This window comes from Variovorax paradoxus B4, from assembly GCF_000463015.1.
Classification (GTDB): domain Bacteria; phylum Pseudomonadota; class Gammaproteobacteria; order Burkholderiales; family Burkholderiaceae_C; genus Variovorax; species Variovorax paradoxus_E.
The window spans coordinates 4,780,131-4,801,203 of the sequence record NC_022247.1 but is presented as its reverse complement, the minus strand read 5'-3'; the positions used below and the strand labels follow the sequence as shown (position 1 = coordinate 4,801,203).

Below are 21,073 nucleotides of genomic sequence, written 5' to 3'. Positions count from 1 at the left end.
CCCGGCACGCGGCCGGGCTCGTTCGGGCGAAGCGCGACGGGGCTCAGGCGAAATCGGCCAGCGCCTTCTTCATCTTCTTCATGGCCGCGACTTCGATCTGGCGAATGCGCTCGGCGCTCACGCCGTACACCGCCGCCAGGTCGTGCAGCGTCATGCCGCCCGAACCGTCGTCGTTGACCTTGAGCCAGCGCTCTTCCACGATGCGGCGGCTGCGGTCATCCAGCGCTTCGAGCGCGGTGGCAATGCCGTCGCTCGAGAGCCGGTCGCGTTGCTGCGACTCGAGCAGGGCGGTCGGCTCTTGGGTGGCGTCGGCCAGGTAGGCGATCGGGCCGAAGGCTTCGTCGCCGTCGTCCGACGGACCCGGGTCGAGCAGCACGTCGCCGCCCGACAGGCGGGTTTCCATCTCCAGCACTTCTTCGGGCTTGACGTTGAGCCGGGTCGCCATCTGCGACACCTCGTCGGGGCTCAGCGTTTCGCGGTGGGTGCCGTTGTCGGCCGCGGCCGAGTCGGCCTTGAAGCCCTGCTTCATCGAGCGCAGGTTGAAGAACAGCTTGCGCTGGGCCTTGGTCGTCGCGACCTTGACCATGCGCCAGTTCTTCAGGATGTACTCGTGAATCTCGGCCTTGATCCAGTGCATGGCGTAGCTCACGAGCCGCACGCCCTGGTCGGGGTCGAAGCGCTTCACGGCCTTCATGAGGCCGACGTTGCCCTCCTGGATCAGGTCGCCGTGCGGCAGCCCGTAACCCAGGTATTGGCGCGAAATGGACACCACGAGGCGCAAGTGCGAGAGGATCAGCGCACCGGCCGCTTCGAGGTCGTTGTGGTCGCGCAAACGGCGTGCGAAGCCCTGCTCTTCTTCGAGCGTGAGCATCGGCAGGCGGTTGGCGGCCGAAATATAAGCATCCAGGTTGCCCAGCGGCGGCACCATCGACCATGGATTGGCGACGGCGAGCTGGTTGGCAGAGGCTCCAGACAGCGTGGTCATCAGGGGAAACTCCTTTGTATAGGGCATATTAGCACTCGATTAGAGGGAGTGCTAAACCAAGGGTTCCCCCTAAGTTTCTATCGCACCGATAGTCAAAGCTGTCAGCCGGGCGGCGATCCGGCCTGCGGCACCGTCCGGCCCGGGGCCTACCAGCGGATACCCAGGCGCGAAAACAGCTTGGAGAGTACGAACAGGGGCCCCACCCAAAGATATTGGATGTCTTCGAAGAACGAAGGTTTCCTGCCCTCGATCTTGTGGCCGATGAACTGAAAAATCCATGCCACCACGAAGATGGCGGCGGAAACCGGCAGTACAAGGCTCCCCATGGCATGAACCAGCGCCAGCAAAAGGGCCGTGCCGGCCAGCATGGTGACGAGGAAGGCCGGGGAGCGCAGGGTGGCGTAGTAGACCAGGCTCGCGGCCACGAAGACGTAGGCGGCCCAGGGGTGCAGCGCAAACAGCAGGCCGACGAGACTCAGCATGATGGCCGGGATCGCGGCGAAGTGAATCAGCTCGTTGGTCGGATGTCGGTGGCTCTCGCCGTAGTGGGCCAACAGCCTGTCGACCTTGCGCTCGTCCGCTGCCAGTGGGGCATCGGCGGTGTGCATCATGGTTTGTCTCCAAGAGCGCCGTTCGGTGCGGCGGGGTAGCGCATGGTGCTCCCGCCCGCAGTGGATGGCAAGTGCTATGAAAATGGTAGCGAATGCCTCCCGCTTGTGATGGCCGCGCCATGACTTAGGGCACTGTTGCGCAGGTCGGGCATCGCTAAGATCGACCGCGTGGCCTCGCTCGAATCTTCATCCAACCCGCCGCCGCCGCCGACCCTGGAGGGCGGCATCCCCGCGCACCCGGGCGCGATCCTGGTGGTGGACGACCACGATCTGCTGCGGCTCGGTGTGCGCGCGTTGGTGCAGGCGCAGAGCGCTTCTACGGGCGCGAGCATCGAGGTCTTCGAGGCCGGCAGCGTGGCCGATGCGCTGGCGCTCTACGCAAAGCACCGCGAGTCGATTCGCCTGGTGCTGCTGGATCTGGCGCTGCCCGACACCCACGGCCTGAGCGGCCTCGCGGAATTCCGCCTGCGCTATCCGTCTGCCCGCATCGTGGTGCTTTCGGGCACCGGCAGCACGTCGCTGGCACAGGGGGCGGTGGCGCTGGGCGCGAGCGCCTTTCTTCCCAAGTCGGCAGACTTGAAGGAGGTGGTGGGATTCATCCGCGCCTGCGGCTTGCTCGAGCCCGGCGCCTCCGGAATTTCTCCTCCCGCCACGGTACCGAAGGCGCTCGGCGGCTACGCTGAATCCGCCCAGGCCAGCGCCTGGCAGGAACTCACGCCGCGCCAGATGCAGGTGCTGCAGTGGGTGCTCGAGGGCAAGGCGAACAAGGAAATCGCCCAGCTCGCGAACCTGAGCGAAGGCACGGTGAAGAACCATGTATCGACCATCCTGCTGCTCTTCGGCGTGCGTTCGCGCGCGCAGCTGATCAGCAGCCTGCGTTGAGCCCGCCGCGCATGGCCGACACGCCGCTGAACCAGCGGGTGCTGCGCGAGCACGTGGCGTCGGTCTACTTCAACTACAACGCGACCTTCCTGGCCCGCGTCGTCTTCGTCCTGGTGCTCGGCGCGTTCATGTACCTGCAGCTGGGCGACCCGATGGTGCTGCCGTTCGTGGTGCTGCATCTGACGCTGTACTTGTGCATGTACTTCACGCCGCGCTGGAATCCGTCGGTGCCGGCGGCGGACAGCGCCTGGTGGGCACGCAGGATCACCCGCATCGTGACCCTGCTCGGGTTTGCCGATGCCCTGGCGCCGTGGATCTTCGTGCCCGCGGGCAACCTGCCGGTCACCGCCGCGCTGATGGTGGTGATGATGGGCAACTGTGCCCGGGCCGTGCAGTCGCTGCGGCCGCTGAAGGCGGCACTGTTCGGCCACACGCTGCCCATGATGGGCGGGCTGATCATTGCCCTGGCGTGGCAGCGCGACTCCATCCATCTCTTCCTCGCGGCCTTCGCCTCGATCTACCTCTTTCTCATGCTGCGCGTCGGCGTGCAGGAGCACAGGCTGCTGGCGGATTCGCTGATCCTGCGCTTCGAGAAGGAAGCCCTGGCCGTGCGGCTGGCAGAGCAGATTGCCGCCACCGAACGGGCCAGCCAGGAAAAGACCCGCTTCCTGGCGAGCGCCAGCCATGACCTGCGCCAGCCGCTGCACGCCATCGCGCTGTTCGGCGCCGCACTGGAGAACGAGTTGCGCGGCCGCCCGGAAGGAGTCAACGCGGAGCGCCTGATGCGCGCCGTGAATGCGCTGGGCACGTCGCTCGACACCATGCTCGACATCTCCCGGCTGGACGCCGGCGTGGTCACGCCCGCGCTTCAGGCCGTTCAGCTCGATGCCCTGTTCCTGCCGCTCAACCACACCTTCTCGGCCCAGGCCGAGCAAAAGCAGTTGCAGCTGCGCGTGCGCGCCAGCGGATTGTGGGTGCGCAGCGACCCGCAACTGCTGCGTCGGATGCTGTCCAATCTGATGGACAACGCCCTCAAGTACACCGTGCATGGCGGAGTGACGGTGACGGCCCGCGAGCGTGGGGAGTTCGTGTGGATCGAGGTGCGGGACACGGGCATCGGCATTGCGCCCGAGCAGTCGAACCGGATCTTCGAGGAGTTCTACCAGATCGACAATCCGGGGCGCGACCGCTCGCGGGGGCTTGGCATTGGCCTGTCGATCGTGCAGCGGCTCTCGCGCCTGCTGGGGCATCCAGTGCAAATGCATTCGCGGCTGGGGCGCGGCACCCATTTCCGCGTCGTGCTGCCGGCCGCTGCGCCGCAGGCCAGCACGCTTGCCGGAAACTTCCCGACCGACGCTGCGGCGCCGCAGCAGGAACACCGGCCCAGGCGAACGGCGCCGGCACTGCCTGCGCGGGTGCTGCTGCTGGACGACGAATCGGAAATCCGGGAAGCCATGACAGGCCTGCTGCGCTCGCATTCGATCGACGCGTTTGCAGTGGCGGATGAGGCCGCCGCCGCCGCGGCCTTGCAGCAGGCGAGCAGCGAAGGGCGGTCCTTCGACCTGCTGATGTGCGACTACCGCCTGGCCGATGGCGTCGACGGGCTGGACGTGGGCCTGCGCCTGAGCGGCCGGCGGCAAGGCGGGCCCACGATCCCGTTGCTGCTGATCACAGGCGAGACCTCCCCCGACAGGCTGCAGCGCGTTCGGGAATCAGGCGTTCCCGTGCTGTTCAAGCCGGTGGCCACCGATTCGCTGTTCCGGATGATGGCCAGCATGGCAAGCTCGGAACACCGCAGTATTTAATACTTTCGAGCTCGTTGCCGACAATTGACAGGAATTGCCGGCAATGTCATGACTTTTGGCACTGGTGGCAGTCGGACCTCCAGACGTACCTTCCCTGGGTCGCACACACATCGATCAGGGAGGATTCCAAAATGAGATTCAAGCTTGCAGCGGTGGCAGCCGCAGCGGCCGCCACACTGGCCCTGGTGGCCTGCGGCGGCGGGGGAGGAGGAGGGGGTGGCGCATTGCCGATCGGCTGGGGCAACGGGGTTCCGCCGCCGCCTGCGCCCTCGCCGGCACCGGCACCGGCACCAAGTCCGGCTCCGGCTCCGGCTCCGGCTCCGGCTCCGGCCACCCGCACCTTCATGTACGAGGCTCTGCCGCCTGCCGCCGACGCTGCGGCGTTTCTCGATCAGCTCAATGCACAGGGCGCCAAGGCCTTCCGTTTCTTCAGCGGCCTGGCCTTCCCCACCAGCCCGACCAGCACGGAGGTTGTCGAGGCCTACGTGAAGGATGCCGGAACCACCTATGCTTTCGAGCTGCTGCCGGACACCGGCTCCGTGGCGGACCTGCAGGCCCAGCTCAACGCCCAGGGCGCCCGGGGCTTCAAGTGGGGCGGGCCGTACGTGGTCGGCGGCCAGATCCGCACGCTCTACCGCAAGGACAACGGCTCGGCATCGACCTACACCTATGCCGTGCTGGCGGCACCCGCCGACAGCGGCGCCTATCTGGCGCAGATCAATGCGCAGGGTGGCAACGGCTACTACAGTGTCGGCGGTGCCTACATGGTCGGCGGAGCCACGGTGCTGGTCTTTCAAAAGGACACGCAAGGCAGCGCAACCTACGGCTATGAAGCGCTGGACCAGCCCGGCAGCGACGCCGACTTCCTGGCCCAGTTCGAGGCGAAGGGCGCCCAGGGCTTCCGGTTCAAGACCGGCTACGTCTTCTCGGACGGCTTGAAACTGCTCTACGAGAAGGACCTGTCGCAATCGGCCACGTTCAGCTACCAGAACCTGCAGCCCGCGGCCAACAGCGCGGACTACATCGTGCAGGCGAATGCCGAGGGTGCCAAGGGCAACGCCCTGGTGGGCGAATACGGGCTGCCGAGCGGCCAGATCAGGACGCTCTACGTCAAGCCCGCCAATTGCAGCGGCTTTCTCTGCGATACCCGCTCGCTCTTCGGTTTTTGAGCGCAGGCGGCTTTTGCCGCCTGCGTCTCAGCCGACTCAGCCCAGCAGCGCCAGGGCAAACTCGCGCGCGTTGAAGGTCTCGAGGTCTTCCAGCTTCTCGCCCACGCCGATGAAGTAGACCGGGACCGGCCGCTCGCGCGCGATGGCGCAGAGCACGCCGCCCTTGGCCGTGCCGTCGAGCTTGGTCACCACCAGGCCGGTGAGGCCCAGCGTCTCGTCGAAGGCCCTGACCTGCGCCAGGGCGTTCTGCCCGGTGTTGCCGTCGATCACCAGCAGCACCTCGTGCGGCGCGGTGGCGTCGGCCTTGGTGACGACGCGCTTGATCTTCTTGAGCTCGTCCATCAGGTGCAGCTGCGTCGGCAGCCGGCCGGCGGTGTCGACCAGCACCACGTCCTTGCCGCGCGCCTTGCCGGCCGTGACCGCGTCGAAGCTCACTGCCGATGGGTCGCCGCCTTCCTGGCTCACGATCTCGACCGTGTTGCGGTCGGCCCAGACCAGCAACTGCTCGCGCGCCGCCGCGCGGAAGGTGTCGGCTGCCGCCAGCAGGACCGAGGCGCCCTCGTTGGCCAGGTGCTTGGTGAGCTTGCCGATCGAGGTGGTCTTGCCGGCGCCGTTGACGCCCGCCACCATGATCACCGTCGGCGTGAACTGGCCGATCACCAGCGGTTTTTCGAGCGGCTGGAGCAGGTCGGTGATGGCGTCGGCCAGCAGCCGCTTCACTTGTGCCGCATCGGTCGCCATCTGGCGCTTGACGCGGCCGCGCAGGTCGTCGAGCAGGTATTCGGTGGCCTTGACGCCGGCATCGGCCATCAGCAGGGCCGATTCGAGCTCCTCGTACAGCGCTTCGTCGATCTGGGCGTTGACGAATACTGCCTGGATGCCGGTGCCGGTCTTGCGCAGGCCGGTCTTGAGCTTGTCGAACCAGCCCTTGCGCTCGGCCGGCATCGCAGCCTCGGCGACAAGGGCGGGCAGGGGGGTGGCCAGCTCGGCAGGCGCCGGCGCTGGCACCGGTGCGACGTTCGGCACAGCGGCGGGGGCGGCCGGTGGCGGAGGGGGCGCTACCGATGGCGCTGTGGCTGGCGCTGCAGGCGGGGGCACCGCTTCCTCCGCGGCGGGCTTCGAGCCGAACCAGCTCGACGGAGAGAACACCGAGCGCGCGGGTGCGGCAGCGGGCGCAAGCGCGGGCTCGGGGGCAGGTGCCGGCTCGGCGGCCGGGGAGGGCGCCGGCGCGGCCGGGGATTCGGCAGGCGGTTTTTTCTTGAAGAAACTGAACATCGGGAGCTTTTTACAATCCGACCCATTCTATGAAACACCCCTCGCCACGCCGTGCTGCGTCCGGTGCGGTGCTGGCAATGGCGCTTTGCGCGCTGTGGGCCATGCCTGCGCAGGCCCAGTCCACACCGGTTCCCTCTGTTCCATCCACCACCGCTCCATCCGACGCCGCCGCGGCGGCATCCACTCCCCAGCAATTCACCCTGGCCAACGGCATGACGCTGCTGGTGCAGCCCGACAGGCGCGCGCCCACCGCGGTGCAGATGGTCTGGGTACGCGTGGGCTCGGTCGACGAGGTCGACGGCACTTCGGGCGTGGCCCACGTGCTCGAGCACATGATGTTCAAGGGCACCAAGGACATCAAGCCCGGCGAGTTCTCGCGCCGTGTCGCGGCGCTGGGCGGCCAGGAGAACGCCTTCACCACGCGCGACTACACCGGCTACTACCAGCAGATTCCCGTGGCCAGCCTGGAGCAGGTCATGAAGCTCGAATCGGACCGCTTCGCCAACAACCAGTGGCCCGATGACGAGTTCAAGCGCGAGATCGAGGTGGTCAAGGAAGAACGCCGCATGCGCACCGAAGACCAGCCGCGCGCATTGCTCGGCGAGCAGCAGAACGCGGCCGTGTTCACGGCCTCGCCCTACCACCGCCCCGTGGTCGGCTGGATGAGCGACCTCGACGCGATGACGCCCGACGACGCGCGCGCCTTCTTCCGCCGCTGGTACGTGCCCGCCAATGCCGCCGTGGTGGTGGCCGGCGATGTCGACGTGGCCCAGGTGCGCGCGCTGGCCGAGAAGTACTACGGCCGCATTCCCGCGCGCGCCGTGCCGGCGCGCAAGCCGCGCACCGAGCCCGCGCAGCGCGGCATCCGCCGCATCGAGTTCAAGGCGCCGGCCGAGCAGGCCTACGTGTCGCTCGCGTTCCGCATTCCGCAGCTGGAGAGCATCGATGCCGCGGACAGCGACGTGTGGGCGCTCGAAGTGCTGTCGGCCGTGCTCGACGGCTATACGGGCGCGCGGCTCGACCGCGCCCTGACCCAGGGCCCCGACCGCGTGGCCGATTCGGCCGGTGCCTACTCGGGCCTGGCCGGCCGCGGGCCGCAGCTGTTCATGCTGGTAGGCGTGCCGGCCCACGGCAAGAGCGCCGAAGCGGTCGAGGCGGCACTGCGCGCCCAGGTGGCGCGCGTTGCAAAGGAGGGCGTGAGCGAAGCCGAACTCGCGCGCGTCAAGACGCAATGGGTGGCCAGCCAGACCTACAAGCGCGACTCCGTGATGGCGCAGGCCCGCGAGCTCGGCAGCAACTGGGTGCAGGGGCTGCCGCTGGACACCAGCGCGCGCATCGTCGCGAAGCTGCAGGCCGTGACGCCGGCCCAGGTGCAGGCTGTGGCCGCCAAATATTTCGGCGACGACCAGCTCACCGTGGCCACCCTGCGCCCCTTGCCGCTCGAAGCCAGGCCGCGCGGCCGCGGTTTTGCTGCCCCGCAGGGCGAACTGCGCTGAAAGGCCCGGACTCTTCAATGACCCCAATGACAAAAATTCTGCGTTCCGCGCTGTTCGCGGCCGCCACTGTTTTCGCAGGCTTGAACGCCGCACAGGCCGCACTGCCGATCGAGCACTGGACGCTCGCGAGCGGCGCCAGGATCTACCTGGTGTCGACCCAGGCGCTGCCCATCGTCGACGTGCAGATCGATTTCGACGCCGGCAGCCGGCGCGATCCGGCAGACCAGGCCGGCCTTGCCAGTACGACCGCGACCATGGTCGAGAAGGGCGTGCGCGCCGGCAGGAACGGCGAGCCGGCGCTCGACGAGAACGCGCTCGGCGAAGCCTGGGCCGACCTGGGCGCCGAGTTCGGTACCAGCGCCGGCACCGACCGCGCCAGCTACTCGCTGCGCACCCTGTCCGACCCGGCGCTGCTGGCCAAGGTGGTGGCGCTGGCCTCCCGCGAGATCGGCGAGCCGGCCTTTCCCGACGACGTCTGGCAGCGCGAGCGCGAACGCATCAATGCGTCGCTGAAGGAAGCCAACACCAAGCCGGCGACCATTGCGGGCCGCGCCTTCGCAAAGAGCGTCTACGGCAGCCATCCCTACGGGCAGGAAGTCACCGAAGCCACGCTGGCGCGCATCGACACCACCGCCATGCGGCAGCGCTACCAGCATCTGATCGTGCCGTGCCGTGCCAAGCTCAGCATCGTGGGCGCCGTGACCCGTGCCGAGGCGGAAGCCATGGCCACCGCGCTGCTCTCTCGGCTGCCGGGGCCCGAGGCATGCACGCCGCTGCCCGCAATCTCGCCGGTGGCTGCGCTCACCGCGCCCAAGGACGAGCGCATTCCGTTCGCTTCGGCCCAGGCCCACGTGCTGATCGGCCAGCCCGGCTATCCGCGCAAGGACCCCGACCATTTCGCGCTCACGCTCGGCAACTACGTGCTGGGCGGCGGCGGCTTCGTCTCGCGGCTGACCAACGAAGTGCGCGAGAAGCGCGGCCTGGCCTACAGCGTCTACAGCGGCTTTGCGCCGGGCCTGGACGCCGGTGCGTTCCGCATCGGTTTCCAGACGCGTCCCGACCAGGCCGAAGAAGCCGTGAAGGTCTCCCGCGAAGTGCTCGCGAAGTTCGTGGCCGAAGGCCCGACCGCCAGCGAGCTCAAGGCCGCGAAGGACAACCTGATCGGCGGCTTCCCCCTCTTGCTGGACAGCAACCGCAAGCTCATCGGCAACGTGGCCAACATCGCCTGGCACGACCTGCCGCTCGACTATCTCGACACCTGGACCGCGCGCATGAACGCGGTCACCGCGGCTGACATCCGGGCCGCTTATGCGCGCAAGCTGCAGCCCGAACGCATGGTGACCGTGGTGGTGGGCGGCAAGTAGCAGGCCGCGCTGTCAACGCAGGGCGTGCGCGCCGCTTCCGGCGGCTGCGCGCACCGCCGCCTTGAGGCGTTCGAGCAATTGCGGCGCCGCGCGCGCCTGCTGCCAGTAGAGCGGCACCTGCAGCACCGAGCCGGGCACCAGTTCCACCAGTGCGCCCGTGCGCATCGCGTCGGCCGCCATGCTGGCCGGAAGCATCCCCCAGCCCATGCCGGCGCGCGCCGCTTCGACGAAACCCTGGGCCGAGGGCAGCCAGTGCCGCGGTGTCTCGATGCTGCGATGGCAGATGCGCCGCACCCAGCGTGCCTGCAGCCGGTCCTTGCGGTCGAACACCAGGCTCGGCGCATGGGCCAAGGTGCGCGCGCCCACTCCCCTGGCGAAATACCGATCGACGAACTCCGGGCTCGCGGCGGCCACGTAGTGCATGCTGCCCAGCGCCTCGCTGTTGCAGCCGGCCACCGGGTGCGCCAGCGCTGTGACGGCCGCCAGCACCGCGCCGCTTCGCAGGCGCTCGGCGGTGTGGTCCTGGTCGTCCACGGTCAGGTCGAGCAGGGCGGATGCTTCCTGCTTTGCAAAGGCCGCGGCGGCGGCCATGAACCAGGTGGCCAGGCTGTCGGCGTTCACCGCCACCCGCACCGTGACGCGCTCGGCCCCCTCGCCATTCCTGCCGCCCATGCCGAGCGCGGGCAGCGCCTCGCGCAGCTCGTGCTCCAGCATGCCCACGCGCTCGATGTGCCGGCAGAGCTGCTGCCCGGCTTCCGTCGCCACGCAAGGCTGGCCGCGCACCAGCAGCGCGCCGCCCGTGCGCTCCTCGAGCAGCTTCACGCGCTGGGAGACGGCCGACGGCGTGACGTTCAGAGCGCGGGCCGCGCGCTCGAAGCTGCCCTCCCGCACCACGGCGGCCAATGCATTCAGGGCGGCGTAGTCGAGCATGGTTCGTGTGAATTAGAAGAACTGAATGTGGCTTAGGAAGTTTAGTTTGAGTTAATCCGGCCGGAGCGGCAAGTTGGCGCCATGGTCATCGAACAAATCTCTGCCGCATTCGTCAACGGGCTCTTGATGAGCCTGGTGCTCATCGTTGCCATCGGCGCGCAGAACGCCTATGTGCTGCGGCAGGGCCTGCGGCGCGAGCATGTGAGCACCGTGGTGCTGTTCTGTGCGGCGAGCGATGCGGTCCTGATCACGGCAGGCGTGGCTGGAATGGCGCAGGCACTGAAAGGGCGGCCCGCATTTGCCACCGCTCTGGCCGGGCTTGGCGCGCTGTTCCTGGGTGCGTACGGGCTGCGCGCGCTGTGGCGTTCGCGGCAGCCCGGCGCACTGCACGCAAAGGCCCGGGGCGCAACGCTCTCGCGCACCGCCGTGCTGGCGCAGGCGGCGGGCTTCACCTTGCTGAATCCGCATGTCTATCTCGACACCGTGCTGCTCGTGGGCAGCACCGGCGCCCAGTACGGCGGCTCGCTCAAGGCCTGGTTCGTCGCGGGCTCGGCGCTTGCGAGCGCTCTGTGGTTCTCGGCGCTGGGCTTTGGCGCGCGCTGGCTGGCACCGGTGTTTGCGCGCCCGCGCGCCTGGCAGATGCTCGACGCGCTGATCGGCGGCACGATGCTGGTGCTTGCCGCGCTGCTGGCGCGGCGGGCCTTGCTCGGCGCCTGACTTCGCGCGCGGCGGCGTTAAGCTCGCCGCATGCCCCAGAAGAAAGCCGCAGCCGCCAGGCGTTCCCCCTCGACGCCATCGCCGTCGCCATCACCGCGATCGAAATCGCTGCCGCGCGAGGTGCGCATCATCGGCGGCCAATGGAAGCGCAGCCGCCTTTCGGTGGCCGACAAGCCGGGCCTTCGCCCCACGCCCGATCGTGTGCGCGAAACGCTGTTCAACTGGCTGGCGAGCATCGCGGGAGCCGGCGGCGGCGAGCTGCCGGGCTGGCATTGCGTCGATGCATTCGCGGGCACCGGCGCGCTCGGCCTGGAGGCCGCATCGCGCGGCGCCGCGAGCGTGCTCCTCTGTGAACAGGACGCCGCGCTGGCGGCCCAGCTGCAGGCCGCGAAGACCAAGCTTTCCGCCGAAGCCGTCCGCATCGAGCGCGGCAACGGGCTCACCGCGCTCGAACGCGCCCCCGCGGGCAGCCTGGATGCGGTCTTTCTCGACCCGCCTTTCGACAGTACCGCCCTCTACGAACCCGCGCTGCGCGCCGCCGCGCGCGCCGTGAAAGCCGGGGGCGCCGTCTACCTGGAGGCGCCACGCCGCTGGAACGACGAAGAGCTGGCCGCCCTCGGTCTTGTAGGTTTTCGTTACCTGAAGGCCGGGGCCGTGCATGCGCACTTGCTGCGGCAGGCCGCAAACGGGACTGCATAATCCGCCGAACAAGCCGCACCGGCTGCATGAGGAAGAAGCAACCATGGCCAGCAACGTGATCGCGGTTTATCCCGGCACTTTCGATCCCATCACCCTCGGCCACGAGGACGTGGTGCGGCGTGCAACCCAGCTTTTCTCGAAGGTCATCGTCGCGGTTGCGGCGGGCCATCACAAGAAGGCGCTGTTCAGCCTGCAGGAGCGCATGGAGATGGCGCGCGAGGCCGTGAAGCCGTACAGCGACCAGGTCACGGTCGAGAGCTTCTCGGGCCTGTTGCGCGACTTCGTGGTGGCGCGCGGCGGCAAGGCGATGGTGCGCGGCCTGCGCGCCGTGACCGACTTCGACTACGAGTTCCAGCTCGCGGGCATGAACCGCTCGCTGATGCCCGATGTGGAAACCGTGTTCCTGACGCCCAGCGACAAGTACCAGTTCATCTCCAGCACCTTCGTGCGCGAGATCGCCATGCTCGGCGGCGAGGTCCACAAGTTCGTTTCGCCAGATGTGGAGAAGCAGCTCGCAGCCAAGGTGCGCAGCCTCGGTCGTGAATAGGTCCTCCCCCAGTCTTCGCGCACTTCGTGTCGCTTCGCCAACCCCCTCGCCGGGGGCAACACCAGCGGCCCGGCAAAGCCGGTTCCGCGGTGTTCCACGAAGATGCAAGACCGTCATCCGCATAGTCGGCATGGGGCTTTGAGATGAGTAGCCGACTTCCTTTGCCGCGCCTGCATCCGCTGGGCGATGCGGCGTTGCTTTGCGAGCTGGCGCCGCCCGCCACGCTGGCGCAGCAGCAGCAGATCTGGGCGCTGGGCGCCGAGGTGCAGCGGTGGGCCGGCGTGGGCGAGGTGCTGCCGGGCATGAACAACCTCACGCTGACCTTCGATCCGACCGCGATCGGCATCGATGCGCTGATGGCGCGCGTGAACGAGGCCTGGCCGCGGTTGTCGGCCACGGCGATCGAAGGCCGGAGGGTGGAGATCCCGGTGGCGTATGGCGGCGAGCACGGTCCCGACCTTGCCGACGTCGCGGCGCACACCGGGCTCACGCCGGCCGAAGTGGTGCGGCGCCACAGCGCGGCCGAGTACGTGGTCTACCTGCTGGGCTTTCTGCCCGGTTTCGCCTTCATGGGCGGGCTGCCGCCCGAGCTCGCCACGCCGCGCCGCGCCGAGCCCCGCACAGCGGTGCCCGCGCGCTCGGTCGGCATCGGCGGCGAGCAGACCGGCATCTATCCGCTGGTGTCGCCGGGCGGCTGGCAGCTGATCGGCCGCACCTCGCTCGAACTCTTCGATCCGTCGGCCGAGCCGCCCACCCTGCTGCGTCCGGGCGACCGCGTGCGCTTCGTCGTCGAAAGCGTGCAGACATGATGCTCGTGCAGAAGCCCGGCATGCTGGCCTCGGTGCAGGACCTGGGGCGGCACGGGCATCGCCAGCTCGGCATCTGCCCCGGCGGCGCGCTCGACGTGCTGGCGCTCACGCTGGCGAACCGGCTGGTCGGCAATGCCGACGGCGCGGCCGGCCTCGAGCTCACCATGGGCGGGTGCGAGATCCGCTTCGAGACCGCCACGCGCATCGCGCTGGTGGGAGACGGCTTCGGCGCCCGGCTCGACGGCGCGCCCATTTGGCCCTGCTGGAGCGTGCCGGTGTCGGCGGGCCAGACGCTGAAGCTCGCGGGTGCCAACGCAGCCGGCGTGAAGAAAGCCGGGTTGCGCAGCTGGCTCGCGGTGGCGGGCGGCATCGACGTGCCGCTGGTGCTCGGCTCGCGCAGCACCGACCTCAAGGCCGGCTTCGGCGGCCACGAGGGGCGCGCGCTGCGCAAGGGCGACCGGCTCCCACTGGGCGCCACGGCGCTCGATGCCGCCCGGCTCGCCCGGCGCCCGTTCGGCCTGCGTGGTCCGGACTGGGGGCCGGAGGAGGGCGACTCGGCCATCGCCTTGCGCGTGTTGCCCGGCCCCGAGTTCGACCAGTTCACGGTGGCCTCGCAAGCGTTGCTCTGGAGCGAGCGCTGGCGCATCACGGCCCAGAGCAACCGCATGGGAAGCCGGCTCGCGGGCGCCGCACTCAAGCGCAGGCGCAGCGCCGACATGCTCTCGTCGGGCGTCATTCCCGGCACGATCCAGGTGCCGCCCTCGGGCCAGCCGATCATCCTGATGGGCGACGCGCAGACCACCGGCGGCTATCCGCGCATCGGCGTGGTCATTCGCGCCGACCTGTGGAAGCTCGCGCAGGCGCCGCTGGATGGCCGGTTGCGGCTGGTGCAGGTCGACATGGCCGCGGCGCTCGAGGCGTGGGCCGAGCAGCAGCGCTATCTTGCGCAGGTGGCGCAAGGGCTTGCGGCAGCGGGTTGGACCGGACCGGCATAGACTGTGCGAGCAGGCATGCGCGCGGGCTGGCCTCCGATGTGCCGGCCCGTCTTGAAGAAGGAACCAACCCAATGCAAATCGACCTGAATGCCGACCTCGGCGAAGGCGCCGGCAGCGACGAAGCACTGCTCGGCCTCGTGAGCTCGGCCAACATCGCATGCGGCTGGCATGCGGGCGACGCCAAGACCATGCGGCAATGCGTGCGCTGGGCCATCGAGCACGGCGTGGCCATCGGTGCCCATCCGAGCTTCCCGGACCGCGAGAACTTCGGCCGCAGCACCATGCACCTGCCGCCCGACGAGATCGTGGCCAATGTGCTCTACCAGGTCGGTGCGCTGGCCGCGATCGCCAGGGCCGAGGGCGGCAAGCTCTCGCACGTGAAGGCGCACGGGCAGCTCTACAACCAGGCGGTGAAGGAGCCCGAACTCGCCGACGCGCTCTGCGAAGCGGTGCGGCGCTTCGATCCCTCGCTCCGATTCTTCGGCCTTGCGGGCAGCGGCATGATCGACGCCGCGCGCCGCGCCGGCCTCACGCCCGTCGAAGAGGTATTTGCCGACCGCGGCTACATGCCCGACGGCAGCCTGGTGCCGCGCAGCCAGCCTGGCGCGCTGATCGAGGACGAAGAGCAGTCGCTCGCCCAGACGCTCTCGCTGGTGCGCGACCGCAAGGTGACGGCCATCGACGGCAGCATCGTGCCGGTCAATGCCCAGACCGTCTGCCTGCATGGCGACGGCGCCCACGCGCTGGCTTTTGCGCGCCGTATTCGCGACCGCCTGCAGCAAGAGGGCATCGCGGTTCGCGCGATGGCCTGAGCGCCCGGTTCAAGCCGTGGCGCAGCGAACCGATGTCCTGCTGACCGGCTTCGATCCGTTCGACCGCGAAGCCCTCAATCCCTCATGGGAGGCCGTGCGCGCACTCGACGGCTGGAAGTGCGGCCGCGCCACCGTGCATGCGCGCCAGGTGCCCTGCGTCTTCGGCCAGGCCATCGAGGCGCTTGCGAGTGCGATGGACGAACTTCAGCCCCGGCTGGTGCTGTGCATCGGACAGGCCGGCGGCCGCGCCGAGATCACGCCCGAGCGGGTGGCCATCAACATCGACGACGGCCGCATTGCCGACAACGCGGGCCGGCAGCCAGTCGACGTGCCCGTGGTGCCCGGCGCGCCCGCCGCGTATTTCTCGACGCTGCCGATCAAGGCCATGGTGCGCGACCTGCGTGTGGCCGGCATTCCGGCGGCGGTATCGAACACGGCAGGCACTTTTGTCTGCAACCACATCTTCTACGGCCTGATGCACCGCATTGCCACGCATCCGGCGGCAGGGCTGCGCGGCGGCTTCATCCACATTCCCTACCTGCCCGAGCAGGCCGCGCGTTTTCCCGGCGTGCCGAGCATGTCGCTGGCCACCATGGTCGAGGCGCTGCGCATTGCGGTCTCCACCGCGCTGGCCGTCGAAAAGGACGTGGCCGAAACCGGCGGTCAGCTCCACTGAGCGAGCCAGCCGAGCAGCGCCGCATTCACGGAAGCGGGCTTCTCCATCGTCAGCATGTGGCCGCATTGCGGCACCCACACCACTTCGGCATGCGGCACCAGCGCCGCGATCTCGCGCGTGCAGTCGGGTGGGGTCAGCCGGTCCGTATCGCCGCACACCAGCAGCACCGGCGCACGCAGCGAGGGCAGGTGGGTGCGCGCGTCGGGGCGCCGCATCACCGCGCGGTTCTGCGTGATGAGCTGCTGCGTGCCGGCGTCCAGCACGATCTCGACGTAGCGCTGCACCAGCGCCTCGTCGGCGGCCTGCGCGGGGTGGAAGGCGAACACGACGTTCGGCTCGATCACGTCGCGCAGTTCGCCCCGCTCGAACAATTCGATCGCGCTTTCGCGCAGTTCGTACATGTCGGGCGCCTCGGGCCGGGCATTGGTGCCCAGCAGAGCGAGCCCCGCGATGCGTTCGGGCGCCTGCCGCGCGGCTTCCATCGCGACCATGCCGCCCATCGACGCGCCGCACAGCACGAGCGGGCCGGGGTTCTCGCGCAGCACGGCCGCGGCCATGGCTTCGATGGTGTCGTGGCGCATGTGGGCATCGCTCACGCGCGTTTCGAGCAGGGGCGCAAGCGCGGGAAGCTGGGCCTCCCAGATGCGCTCGTCGCAGGCAAGGCCGGGCAGCAGGACAAGGTTGGGCATGGCCGGATTTTGCGCCAAGGCGCCACCCGGCATAACGGCATAGGCTTCCTGGCCAGAAGTTTTTTTGCGCCGGAATCGACATACTTTTTGCCGCTGCGCGCTTGGCGGTCCGCGCCTTTGCGCTCCACATCGAGGACAAAAAAATGAACCTGGTTCAACGCGTGCAGGACATCCTGCTCAAGCCCAAGGCCACCTGGCCGACCATCGACGCAGAGCCCGCGGACGCCGCGTCGCTCTACAAGAACTACGTGATGATCCTTGCACTGATTCCGGCGGTGGCGGGCTTCATCGGCCTGTCGGTCATCGGCATCGGCGCCTTCGGCGTCAACTTTCGCGTGCCCGTTGTCTCGGGGCTCGTGAACATGGTGGTCGGCTACGTGCTTTCGCTCGTCATGGTGTTCGTGCTGGCGCTGATCATCGACGCGCTGGCGCCGACCTTCCAGGGCACCAAGAGCCAGATCGGCGCGCTCAAGCTCTCTGCCTATGCCAGCACGGCCAGCTTCCTGGGCGGGATCTTCAGCCTGATTCCGTCGCTGGCAATCATCGGCGCGCTGGCGGCGCTCTACGGCATCTACCTGATCTACGTGGGCCTGCCGGTGCTCATGAAATGCCCGGCCGACAAGGCGCTGGCGTACACGGCCGTGGTGGTGGTCTGCGCCATCGTCGGCGGTGTGGTGATTGCCTGGGTGCTCTCGCTTCTCACGCCCTCGCCGGCGCGCGTGGGGGCGGTGCCGTTCGAGGTGCGGGTGGTGGCCGTGCAACAGATGCTGCCATCGAGGTCCTGAGCGTCACGCGCGCAGTGGAGAATGGGCGTTCCATGCCCATGCCTCCACCCGACTCCGCGACCGAACTCATCCTGATCCGCCACGGCGAAACCGCCTGGAACCGCGAACTGCGATTTCAGGGGCATGCCGATGTGCCGCTCAACGACATCGGCCACGAGCAGGCGCGCCGCCTCGGCCTGCGCCTGGCGAGCGAAACCGCGCAGCACATCATCAGCAGCGATCTCATGCGCGCGCAGCAGACCGCCGCGCCGGCGTCGCTGCAGCTGTCTCTGCCGGTGGTCACGTCGGCGGGCTTGCGGGAGCAGTATTTCGGCATTGTCGAAGGCATGCGGGCCGACGAGATCCAGACGCTGCATCCGCGCGCCTGGGAGCAATGGCTGGAGTTCCGCGAGGACCACGCCATGCCCGAAGGCGAGACGGCGCGCGAATTCCACACGCGCATCGTCGCGGCCATCGGCGCCCTGGCGGCTGCGCACCGGGGGCAGCGGCTGGTGGTCGTCACCCATGGTGGCGTGCTCGACATGGTGTGGCGCACCGCGCGCGGGCTCAGCCTCAGCGGGCCGCGCCAGAGCGACATTCCCAACGCGGGCTTCAACCGCGTCCGCATTGCCGATCCCGCCATGCCCGATGCCATCGAGATCGTCGACTGGGCCGACACGCGGCATCTGGCCGACTTGCCGCCGCAGCCGACCTACGACCAGCGGCGGCATCTGAAGAAGAGCTGAGCCGCCTGGGCGGGCGGACGCGTCGCCTCAGGTGCAGCTGCCGGCCTTCGGCGTGCGCAACAACGGCTGGCCTGCGCCAACGCCAGTGGGCTTGCCGGCATCCACCGCCAGACGGCCGTTCACCAGCACCGTGACCACGCCTTCCGACAGCAGCGCCGGCTGCGTGTACGTGGCCTTGGCGGCATAGCGTGCGGGGTCGAACACGACCACGTCGGCGTAGTAGCCCGGCCGCAGGTGCCCGCGCTGTTTCAGCCCCAGCGTGTCGGCGGTCAGCGACGAGCTGCTGCGGATGAACTGTCCCAGCGAGATCGTGTGTTCCTTCACCACGTACTGGTCGTACTTGCGTGCGAAGGTGCCGTAGGCGCGCGGATGGCCCAGCGAGGAGTCGGACGAGGTCATGACCCAAGGCCGCTTCATGAACGCGCGCACGTCTTCGTCGCTCTGGTTGAACGAGGCGATCATCAGGTCGCCGTCGCGCAGCACGGCGATGGCGGCATCCACCGGATCGGCACTCGAGGCCTTGGCCACGTCGGCGAGCGTCTTGCCCACGTACTTGGTGCTGCCGGCTGAAAACAGGATGGTCTCCGGACCGCCACGCAGCCGCAGGTTCTCGCGCATGCCGGTTCGCAGGCGCTCCTGGACGGCCGCGTCGTCGAAGCGCTTGAGCATTGCCTCGCGCCCGCCGTCGACCGCCCAGGGCGGCACGAGGGCCGCCGAGAAGCGTGTGCTCGATGCCGTCCACGGATAGTGGTCGGCCGTGATGTCGAGGCCGGCGGCACGCTCCTTCTCGATGCGGCGGATGATGTCGCCGCTCTGGCCCTGCACGTCCACGCCCAGTGCCTTGATGTGCGCCACGTGCACCGGCAGGCGGGCTTCGTGGCCGATGCGAATCACTTCCTCGATGGAACCCTTGAGCCCGATGTTGTACATCGACTCGTCGCGGATGTGGCTGTCGTAGAGCCCGCCGTGGCGGGCCGCGACCTTCGCGAGCTCGATCACTTCCTCGGTCTTCGAGAAATTCTGCGGCGGATAGAAAAGGCCGGTCGAAAGCCCCAGCGCGCCGTCGCACATGGCGTGGCTCACGTGCTGGCGCATGGCGTCGAGCTGCTCGGGCGTCGGCGCGCGGTTGGCTTCGCCGAGCTGGTCGATGCGCACGGGGCCGAAGCCCACGTACATGGCGACGTTGGTTCCAACGGGCGCCGATCGCAGGCGCTGCGTCTGCGCGGCAATGTCGAAGCCGCCGAAGCCGTCGTTGCCGATGACCGCGGTGGTCACGCCCTGGGTGAGGAAGGGAATGTTCAGGCGCTTGCGTGGATCGGTGGAATGCAGATCGGCGTTGGCATGGGTGTGTGCGTCGATGAAGCCCGGTGCCACGACCATGCCGGTCGCATCGATGGTTCGCCGCGCGCTGAACTGTGCCGGCGCCTTCCTGCCCGCGAAGACGATGCGGTCGCCCACGATGCCGACATCGCCCACCACGGGCTCGTTCGAGTCACCCGTGTAGACGGTGCCGCCGCGCAGCAGCAGGTCGAGCTCGGCCGGGGCATCGGTCGCGGCACGGGCTGCGGATGAGAGAACTGCCAGGGCCGCGAGCACGGCGAGCACGACAACTGATTTCTGCATGGGAAGGAACCGGAGCGATGTGGAGCGGGCAGTTTAGAAGTCGCCCTCGCATGTCCGTTAATTCCTTTTGCGACACGCCCCATGACCGGAAGGCATGACCTTCGCTCGCCCGTCAAGGACGGGAAGCCAGCTGCTCGAGGCCGAGCCGCGCATGGACCTCGCCGGCCTGGCGCCGCAGGCGCAGCGATTCGGGCTGGCCGTTGAGCTGCTGCTGCAGGATGCCCTGTGCGCCCATGAGCGTGGCCTGGCTGCCGGTGCGCACGAGCGCATCGAGGTACAGCTGCTCGAACAGGTCGCGCTGCGCATGGCTGCCGCCGATCTGGAGCAGGCGCGGCAGGGCGCTGCCGAGCTCTTCGATGGCGGAAGCGAAATCGCCGCGCGCGTGGGCCGCGAGCCCGCGCGCGGCCGGCACGCACACGTGTTCCCAGGCCGTGCGCGTCGAAAGCGGTGCGCGCGGCGCATGGGCCTCGATGTTGCGCAGCAGCGTATCTGCTTCGGGGCGGCCGGCGCGCGCCAGGCCATACAGGTACTGCAGGTCGAGGAACGGCAGCACATGGTCGGCGGTGCGCTGCAGCAGATGGCTGCTCACGTCGTCCCATCGCGTGCCGACGTCGATGCCCGCGAGTTCGAAGCGCGCGAGCAGCGAGACGGCGCCGATCTGGTCCTGCGAATAGTCCTTCACCACGCCCCACACCTCGCGGTCGTACAGCGCGAGCGCTTCGCCGTCGCGGCCGAGCTCGATCAGGAACAGCGCCACGTGCCACCAGTTGTGCGTGACCATGAACGAATTGAGCCCGCTCCAGGTGTCGCTCACGCCCTGCATGAACGCCAGCCCCTCGGAGAGCCGGCCCTCGGTAAGCATCACATGCGCCAGCGCATGGTGCGCCCACGGCTCCTTGCGGCACATGCCGATGGCGCGTCGCGCACTGGCCTCGGCCTCGCGCATCAAATGGCATTGCTCGTAGCCGAAGGCCGCCATGCCGTGCACGTAGGACACGTCGGACGCGGCCGGCAGCGCGGCGAGTGCCAGGCGCAGCATGCCTGGGCAGTCACCGGTATTGAAGCAGTGGTATTGCCCCAGCTTCACCGATACGAGGTCGCGCGGATGCTCCCGCGCCTGCTCGGCGTGCAGGGCGATGGCCCGGGCGATGTCGCCATCGGCCCAGGCCTCGATGGCTGCGATGTAGCGCCGTTCGCGCGGCGTGGCGCGCTCGGATGCGGCACGGGCCTTGGCAAGAAAGGGCCGTGCATTGGCTGCAGCGTCGCGAGATTCGGCGAAGAGATGCAGCGTTGCGCAGTAGGCCTGCACCATCGGGCTCGCGTCGCTGCCGGCCAGGGCGAGCAGGTTGACCGCGCGCGCCTCGGTCGACACGAAACCCATGACGAAGTCTTCGACCAGCGGCAGGCTGGCGGCGTCGTCGAGCGTGAGCGGGTTGCCGAAGCTGTCGGCGTGCAGGGTGGCGGTGGGCATGGCCGGAT

Annotated in this window: 21 protein-coding genes; 14 read left to right on the top strand and 7 right to left on the bottom strand. The window is 68.8% G+C overall.

The features are described from left to right. Window positions 1-43: 43 nt before the first annotated feature. Both rpoH and VAPA_RS22445 read right to left on the bottom strand, forming a co-directional pair. A complete protein-coding gene (gene rpoH, locus VAPA_RS22450) occupies window positions 44-985 on the bottom strand; it encodes an RNA polymerase sigma factor RpoH (protein WP_021009060.1) in 942 nt (313 codons plus the stop codon). Window positions 986-1,131: 146 nt separating this feature from the next. Next, a complete protein-coding gene (locus tag VAPA_RS22445; RefSeq protein ID WP_021009059.1) occupies window positions 1,132-1,596 on the bottom strand; it encodes an Mpo1 family 2-hydroxy fatty acid dioxygenase in 465 nt (154 codons plus the stop codon). A 168-nt stretch (window positions 1,597-1,764) separates the two neighbouring features. Between VAPA_RS22445 and VAPA_RS22440 the strand changes: the two genes are divergently transcribed. The 3 genes from VAPA_RS22440 (at window position 1,765) to VAPA_RS35435 (ending at window position 5,452) form a co-directional block, all read left to right on the top strand. Beyond that, window positions 1,765-2,478, top strand: a complete 714-nt coding sequence (locus VAPA_RS22440) for a response regulator transcription factor (RefSeq protein WP_041946569.1) — start codon at window positions 1,765-1,767, stop codon at window positions 2,476-2,478. Window positions 2,479-2,489: 11 nt separating this feature from the next. Next, window positions 2,490-4,283 carry a hybrid sensor histidine kinase/response regulator gene (locus VAPA_RS22435; RefSeq protein ID WP_041946200.1) on the top strand — a complete coding sequence of 598 codons (1,794 nt, stop codon included), beginning with the start codon at window positions 2,490-2,492 and terminating at the stop codon, window positions 4,281-4,283. A gap of 131 nt (window positions 4,284-4,414) precedes the next feature. After that, a complete protein-coding gene (locus VAPA_RS35435; RefSeq protein ID WP_021009056.1) occupies window positions 4,415-5,452 on the top strand; it encodes a hypothetical protein in 1,038 nt (345 codons plus the stop codon). A gap of 36 nt (window positions 5,453-5,488) precedes the next feature. Here the strand turns inward: VAPA_RS35435 and ftsY are convergent, their stop codons facing one another. Then, complete coding sequence (gene ftsY, locus VAPA_RS22425) at window positions 5,489-6,727, bottom strand: signal recognition particle-docking protein FtsY (protein WP_080666824.1); 1,239 nt, start codon at window positions 6,725-6,727, stop codon at window positions 5,489-5,491. Between the two features lie 29 nt (window positions 6,728-6,756). Here ftsY and VAPA_RS22420 point away from each other — a divergent pair, with 29 nt between their 5' ends. Next, window positions 6,757-8,223: a M16 family metallopeptidase gene (locus VAPA_RS22420; RefSeq protein WP_021009054.1), complete on the top strand. Its 1,467-nt coding sequence runs from the start codon at window positions 6,757-6,759 to the stop codon at window positions 8,221-8,223. Between the two features lie 17 nt (window positions 8,224-8,240). Next, window positions 8,241-9,587 (top strand): M16 family metallopeptidase, encoded by a 1,347-nt coding sequence (locus tag VAPA_RS22415; RefSeq protein WP_021009053.1) that lies wholly within the window; start codon window positions 8,241-8,243, stop codon window positions 9,585-9,587. A gap of 12 nt (window positions 9,588-9,599) precedes the next feature. Here the strand turns inward: VAPA_RS22415 and VAPA_RS22410 are convergent, their stop codons facing one another. After that, a complete protein-coding gene (locus VAPA_RS22410) occupies window positions 9,600-10,517 on the bottom strand; it encodes a LysR family transcriptional regulator ArgP (RefSeq protein ID WP_021009052.1) in 918 nt (305 codons plus the stop codon). A gap of 81 nt (window positions 10,518-10,598) precedes the next feature. On the opposite strand from VAPA_RS22410, the gene VAPA_RS22405 reads away from it, so the two are divergent. The 7 genes from VAPA_RS22405 to pcp all read left to right on the top strand — a co-directional run bounded on the left by VAPA_RS22405 (window position 10,599) and on the right by pcp (window position 15,772). Then, window positions 10,599-11,234, top strand: coding sequence for a LysE/ArgO family amino acid transporter (locus VAPA_RS22405; protein ID WP_021009051.1), 636 nt, complete (start codon window positions 10,599-10,601; stop codon window positions 11,232-11,234). A gap of 30 nt (window positions 11,235-11,264) precedes the next feature. Next, window positions 11,265-11,933 carry an RsmD family RNA methyltransferase gene (locus tag VAPA_RS22400; RefSeq protein WP_021009050.1) on the top strand — a complete coding sequence of 223 codons (669 nt, stop codon included), beginning with the start codon at window positions 11,265-11,267 and terminating at the stop codon, window positions 11,931-11,933. 43 nt (window positions 11,934-11,976) lie between these two features. Then, a complete protein-coding gene (gene coaD, locus VAPA_RS22395; RefSeq protein ID WP_021009049.1) occupies window positions 11,977-12,480 on the top strand; it encodes a pantetheine-phosphate adenylyltransferase in 504 nt (167 codons plus the stop codon). Between the two features lie 143 nt (window positions 12,481-12,623). Next, window positions 12,624-13,289, top strand: coding sequence for a 5-oxoprolinase subunit PxpB (gene pxpB, locus VAPA_RS22390; RefSeq protein ID WP_021009048.1), 666 nt, complete (start codon window positions 12,624-12,626; stop codon window positions 13,287-13,289). Then, a complete protein-coding gene (locus VAPA_RS22385) occupies window positions 13,286-14,284 on the top strand; it encodes a 5-oxoprolinase subunit C family protein (RefSeq protein WP_021009047.1) in 999 nt (332 codons plus the stop codon). Before pxpB ends, VAPA_RS22385 begins: the two co-directional genes overlap by 4 nt. Window positions 14,285-14,355: 71 nt before the next feature. Then, window positions 14,356-15,096: a 5-oxoprolinase subunit PxpA gene (gene pxpA, locus VAPA_RS22380; protein WP_021009046.1), complete on the top strand. Its 741-nt coding sequence runs from the start codon at window positions 14,356-14,358 to the stop codon at window positions 15,094-15,096. A gap of 16 nt (window positions 15,097-15,112) precedes the next feature. Continuing rightward, on the top strand, window positions 15,113-15,772 hold the full coding sequence (gene pcp / locus VAPA_RS22375) for a pyroglutamyl-peptidase I (protein WP_021009045.1): 660 nt from the start codon (window positions 15,113-15,115) through the stop codon (window positions 15,770-15,772). On the opposite strand, the gene VAPA_RS22370 is transcribed toward pcp, so the two are convergent. Further along, entirely contained in the window at window positions 15,760-16,461 is a 702-nt protein-coding gene (locus VAPA_RS22370; RefSeq protein ID WP_196232519.1) for an alpha/beta fold hydrolase, read from the bottom strand. The genes pcp and VAPA_RS22370 overlap by 13 nt on opposite strands. Before the next feature lie 143 nt (window positions 16,462-16,604). On the opposite strand from VAPA_RS22370, the gene VAPA_RS22365 reads away from it, so the two are divergent. Then, window positions 16,605-17,246: a Yip1 family protein gene (locus tag VAPA_RS22365; RefSeq protein WP_021009043.1), complete on the top strand. Its 642-nt coding sequence runs from the start codon at window positions 16,605-16,607 to the stop codon at window positions 17,244-17,246. 32 nt (window positions 17,247-17,278) lie between these two features. Continuing rightward, window positions 17,279-17,971, top strand: a complete 693-nt coding sequence (locus VAPA_RS22360; RefSeq protein WP_021009042.1) for a histidine phosphatase family protein — start codon at window positions 17,279-17,281, stop codon at window positions 17,969-17,971. Window positions 17,972-17,998: 27 nt separating this feature from the next. Here the strand turns inward: VAPA_RS22360 and VAPA_RS22355 are convergent, their stop codons facing one another. Together VAPA_RS22355 and VAPA_RS22350 are read right to left on the bottom strand one after the other, a co-directional pair. Further along, window positions 17,999-19,594: an N-acyl-D-amino-acid deacylase family protein gene (locus VAPA_RS22355; RefSeq protein ID WP_021009041.1), complete on the bottom strand. Its 1,596-nt coding sequence runs from the start codon at window positions 19,592-19,594 to the stop codon at window positions 17,999-18,001. Window positions 19,595-19,706: 112 nt separating this feature from the next. Then, window positions 19,707-21,065: a tetratricopeptide repeat protein gene (locus VAPA_RS22350; RefSeq protein WP_021009040.1), complete on the bottom strand. Its 1,359-nt coding sequence runs from the start codon at window positions 21,063-21,065 to the stop codon at window positions 19,707-19,709. Window positions 21,066-21,073: the final 8 nt, after the last annotated feature.

Coding starts and splice junctions, on each gene's coding strand:
- rpoH (WP_021009060.1), bottom strand. CDS start 985: ATGACCACGCTGTCTGGAGCCTCTGCCAACCAGCTCGCCGTCGCCAAT.
- VAPA_RS22445 (WP_021009059.1), bottom strand. CDS start 1,596: ATGATGCACACCGCCGATGCCCCACTGGCAGCGGACGAGCGCAAGGTC.
- VAPA_RS22435 (WP_041946200.1), top strand. CDS start 2,490: ATGGCCGACACGCCGCTGAACCAGCGGGTGCTGCGCGAGCACGTGGCG.
- VAPA_RS35435 (WP_021009056.1), top strand. CDS start 4,415: ATGAGATTCAAGCTTGCAGCGGTGGCAGCCGCAGCGGCCGCCACACTG.
- ftsY (WP_080666824.1), bottom strand. CDS start 6,727: ATGTTCAGTTTCTTCAAGAAAAAACCGCCTGCCGAATCCCCGGCCGCG.
- VAPA_RS22420 (WP_021009054.1), top strand. CDS start 6,757: ATGAAACACCCCTCGCCACGCCGTGCTGCGTCCGGTGCGGTGCTGGCA.
- VAPA_RS22415 (WP_021009053.1), top strand. CDS start 8,241: ATGACCCCAATGACAAAAATTCTGCGTTCCGCGCTGTTCGCGGCCGCC.
- VAPA_RS22410 (WP_021009052.1), bottom strand. CDS start 10,517: ATGCTCGACTACGCCGCCCTGAATGCATTGGCCGCCGTGGTGCGGGAG.
- VAPA_RS22405 (WP_021009051.1), top strand. CDS start 10,599: ATGGTCATCGAACAAATCTCTGCCGCATTCGTCAACGGGCTCTTGATG.
- VAPA_RS22400 (WP_021009050.1), top strand. CDS start 11,265: ATGCCCCAGAAGAAAGCCGCAGCCGCCAGGCGTTCCCCCTCGACGCCA.
- coaD (WP_021009049.1), top strand. CDS start 11,977: ATGGCCAGCAACGTGATCGCGGTTTATCCCGGCACTTTCGATCCCATC.
- pxpB (WP_021009048.1), top strand. CDS start 12,624: ATGAGTAGCCGACTTCCTTTGCCGCGCCTGCATCCGCTGGGCGATGCG.
- VAPA_RS22385 (WP_021009047.1), top strand. CDS start 13,286: ATGATGCTCGTGCAGAAGCCCGGCATGCTGGCCTCGGTGCAGGACCTG.
- pxpA (WP_021009046.1), top strand. CDS start 14,356: ATGCAAATCGACCTGAATGCCGACCTCGGCGAAGGCGCCGGCAGCGAC.
- VAPA_RS22370 (WP_196232519.1), bottom strand. CDS start 16,461: ATGCCCAACCTTGTCCTGCTGCCCGGCCTTGCCTGCGACGAGCGCATC.
- VAPA_RS22365 (WP_021009043.1), top strand. CDS start 16,605: ATGAACCTGGTTCAACGCGTGCAGGACATCCTGCTCAAGCCCAAGGCC.
- VAPA_RS22360 (WP_021009042.1), top strand. CDS start 17,279: ATGCCCATGCCTCCACCCGACTCCGCGACCGAACTCATCCTGATCCGC.
- VAPA_RS22355 (WP_021009041.1), bottom strand. CDS start 19,594: ATGCAGAAATCAGTTGTCGTGCTCGCCGTGCTCGCGGCCCTGGCAGTT.
- VAPA_RS22350 (WP_021009040.1), bottom strand. CDS start 21,065: ATGCCCACCGCCACCCTGCACGCCGACAGCTTCGGCAACCCGCTCACG.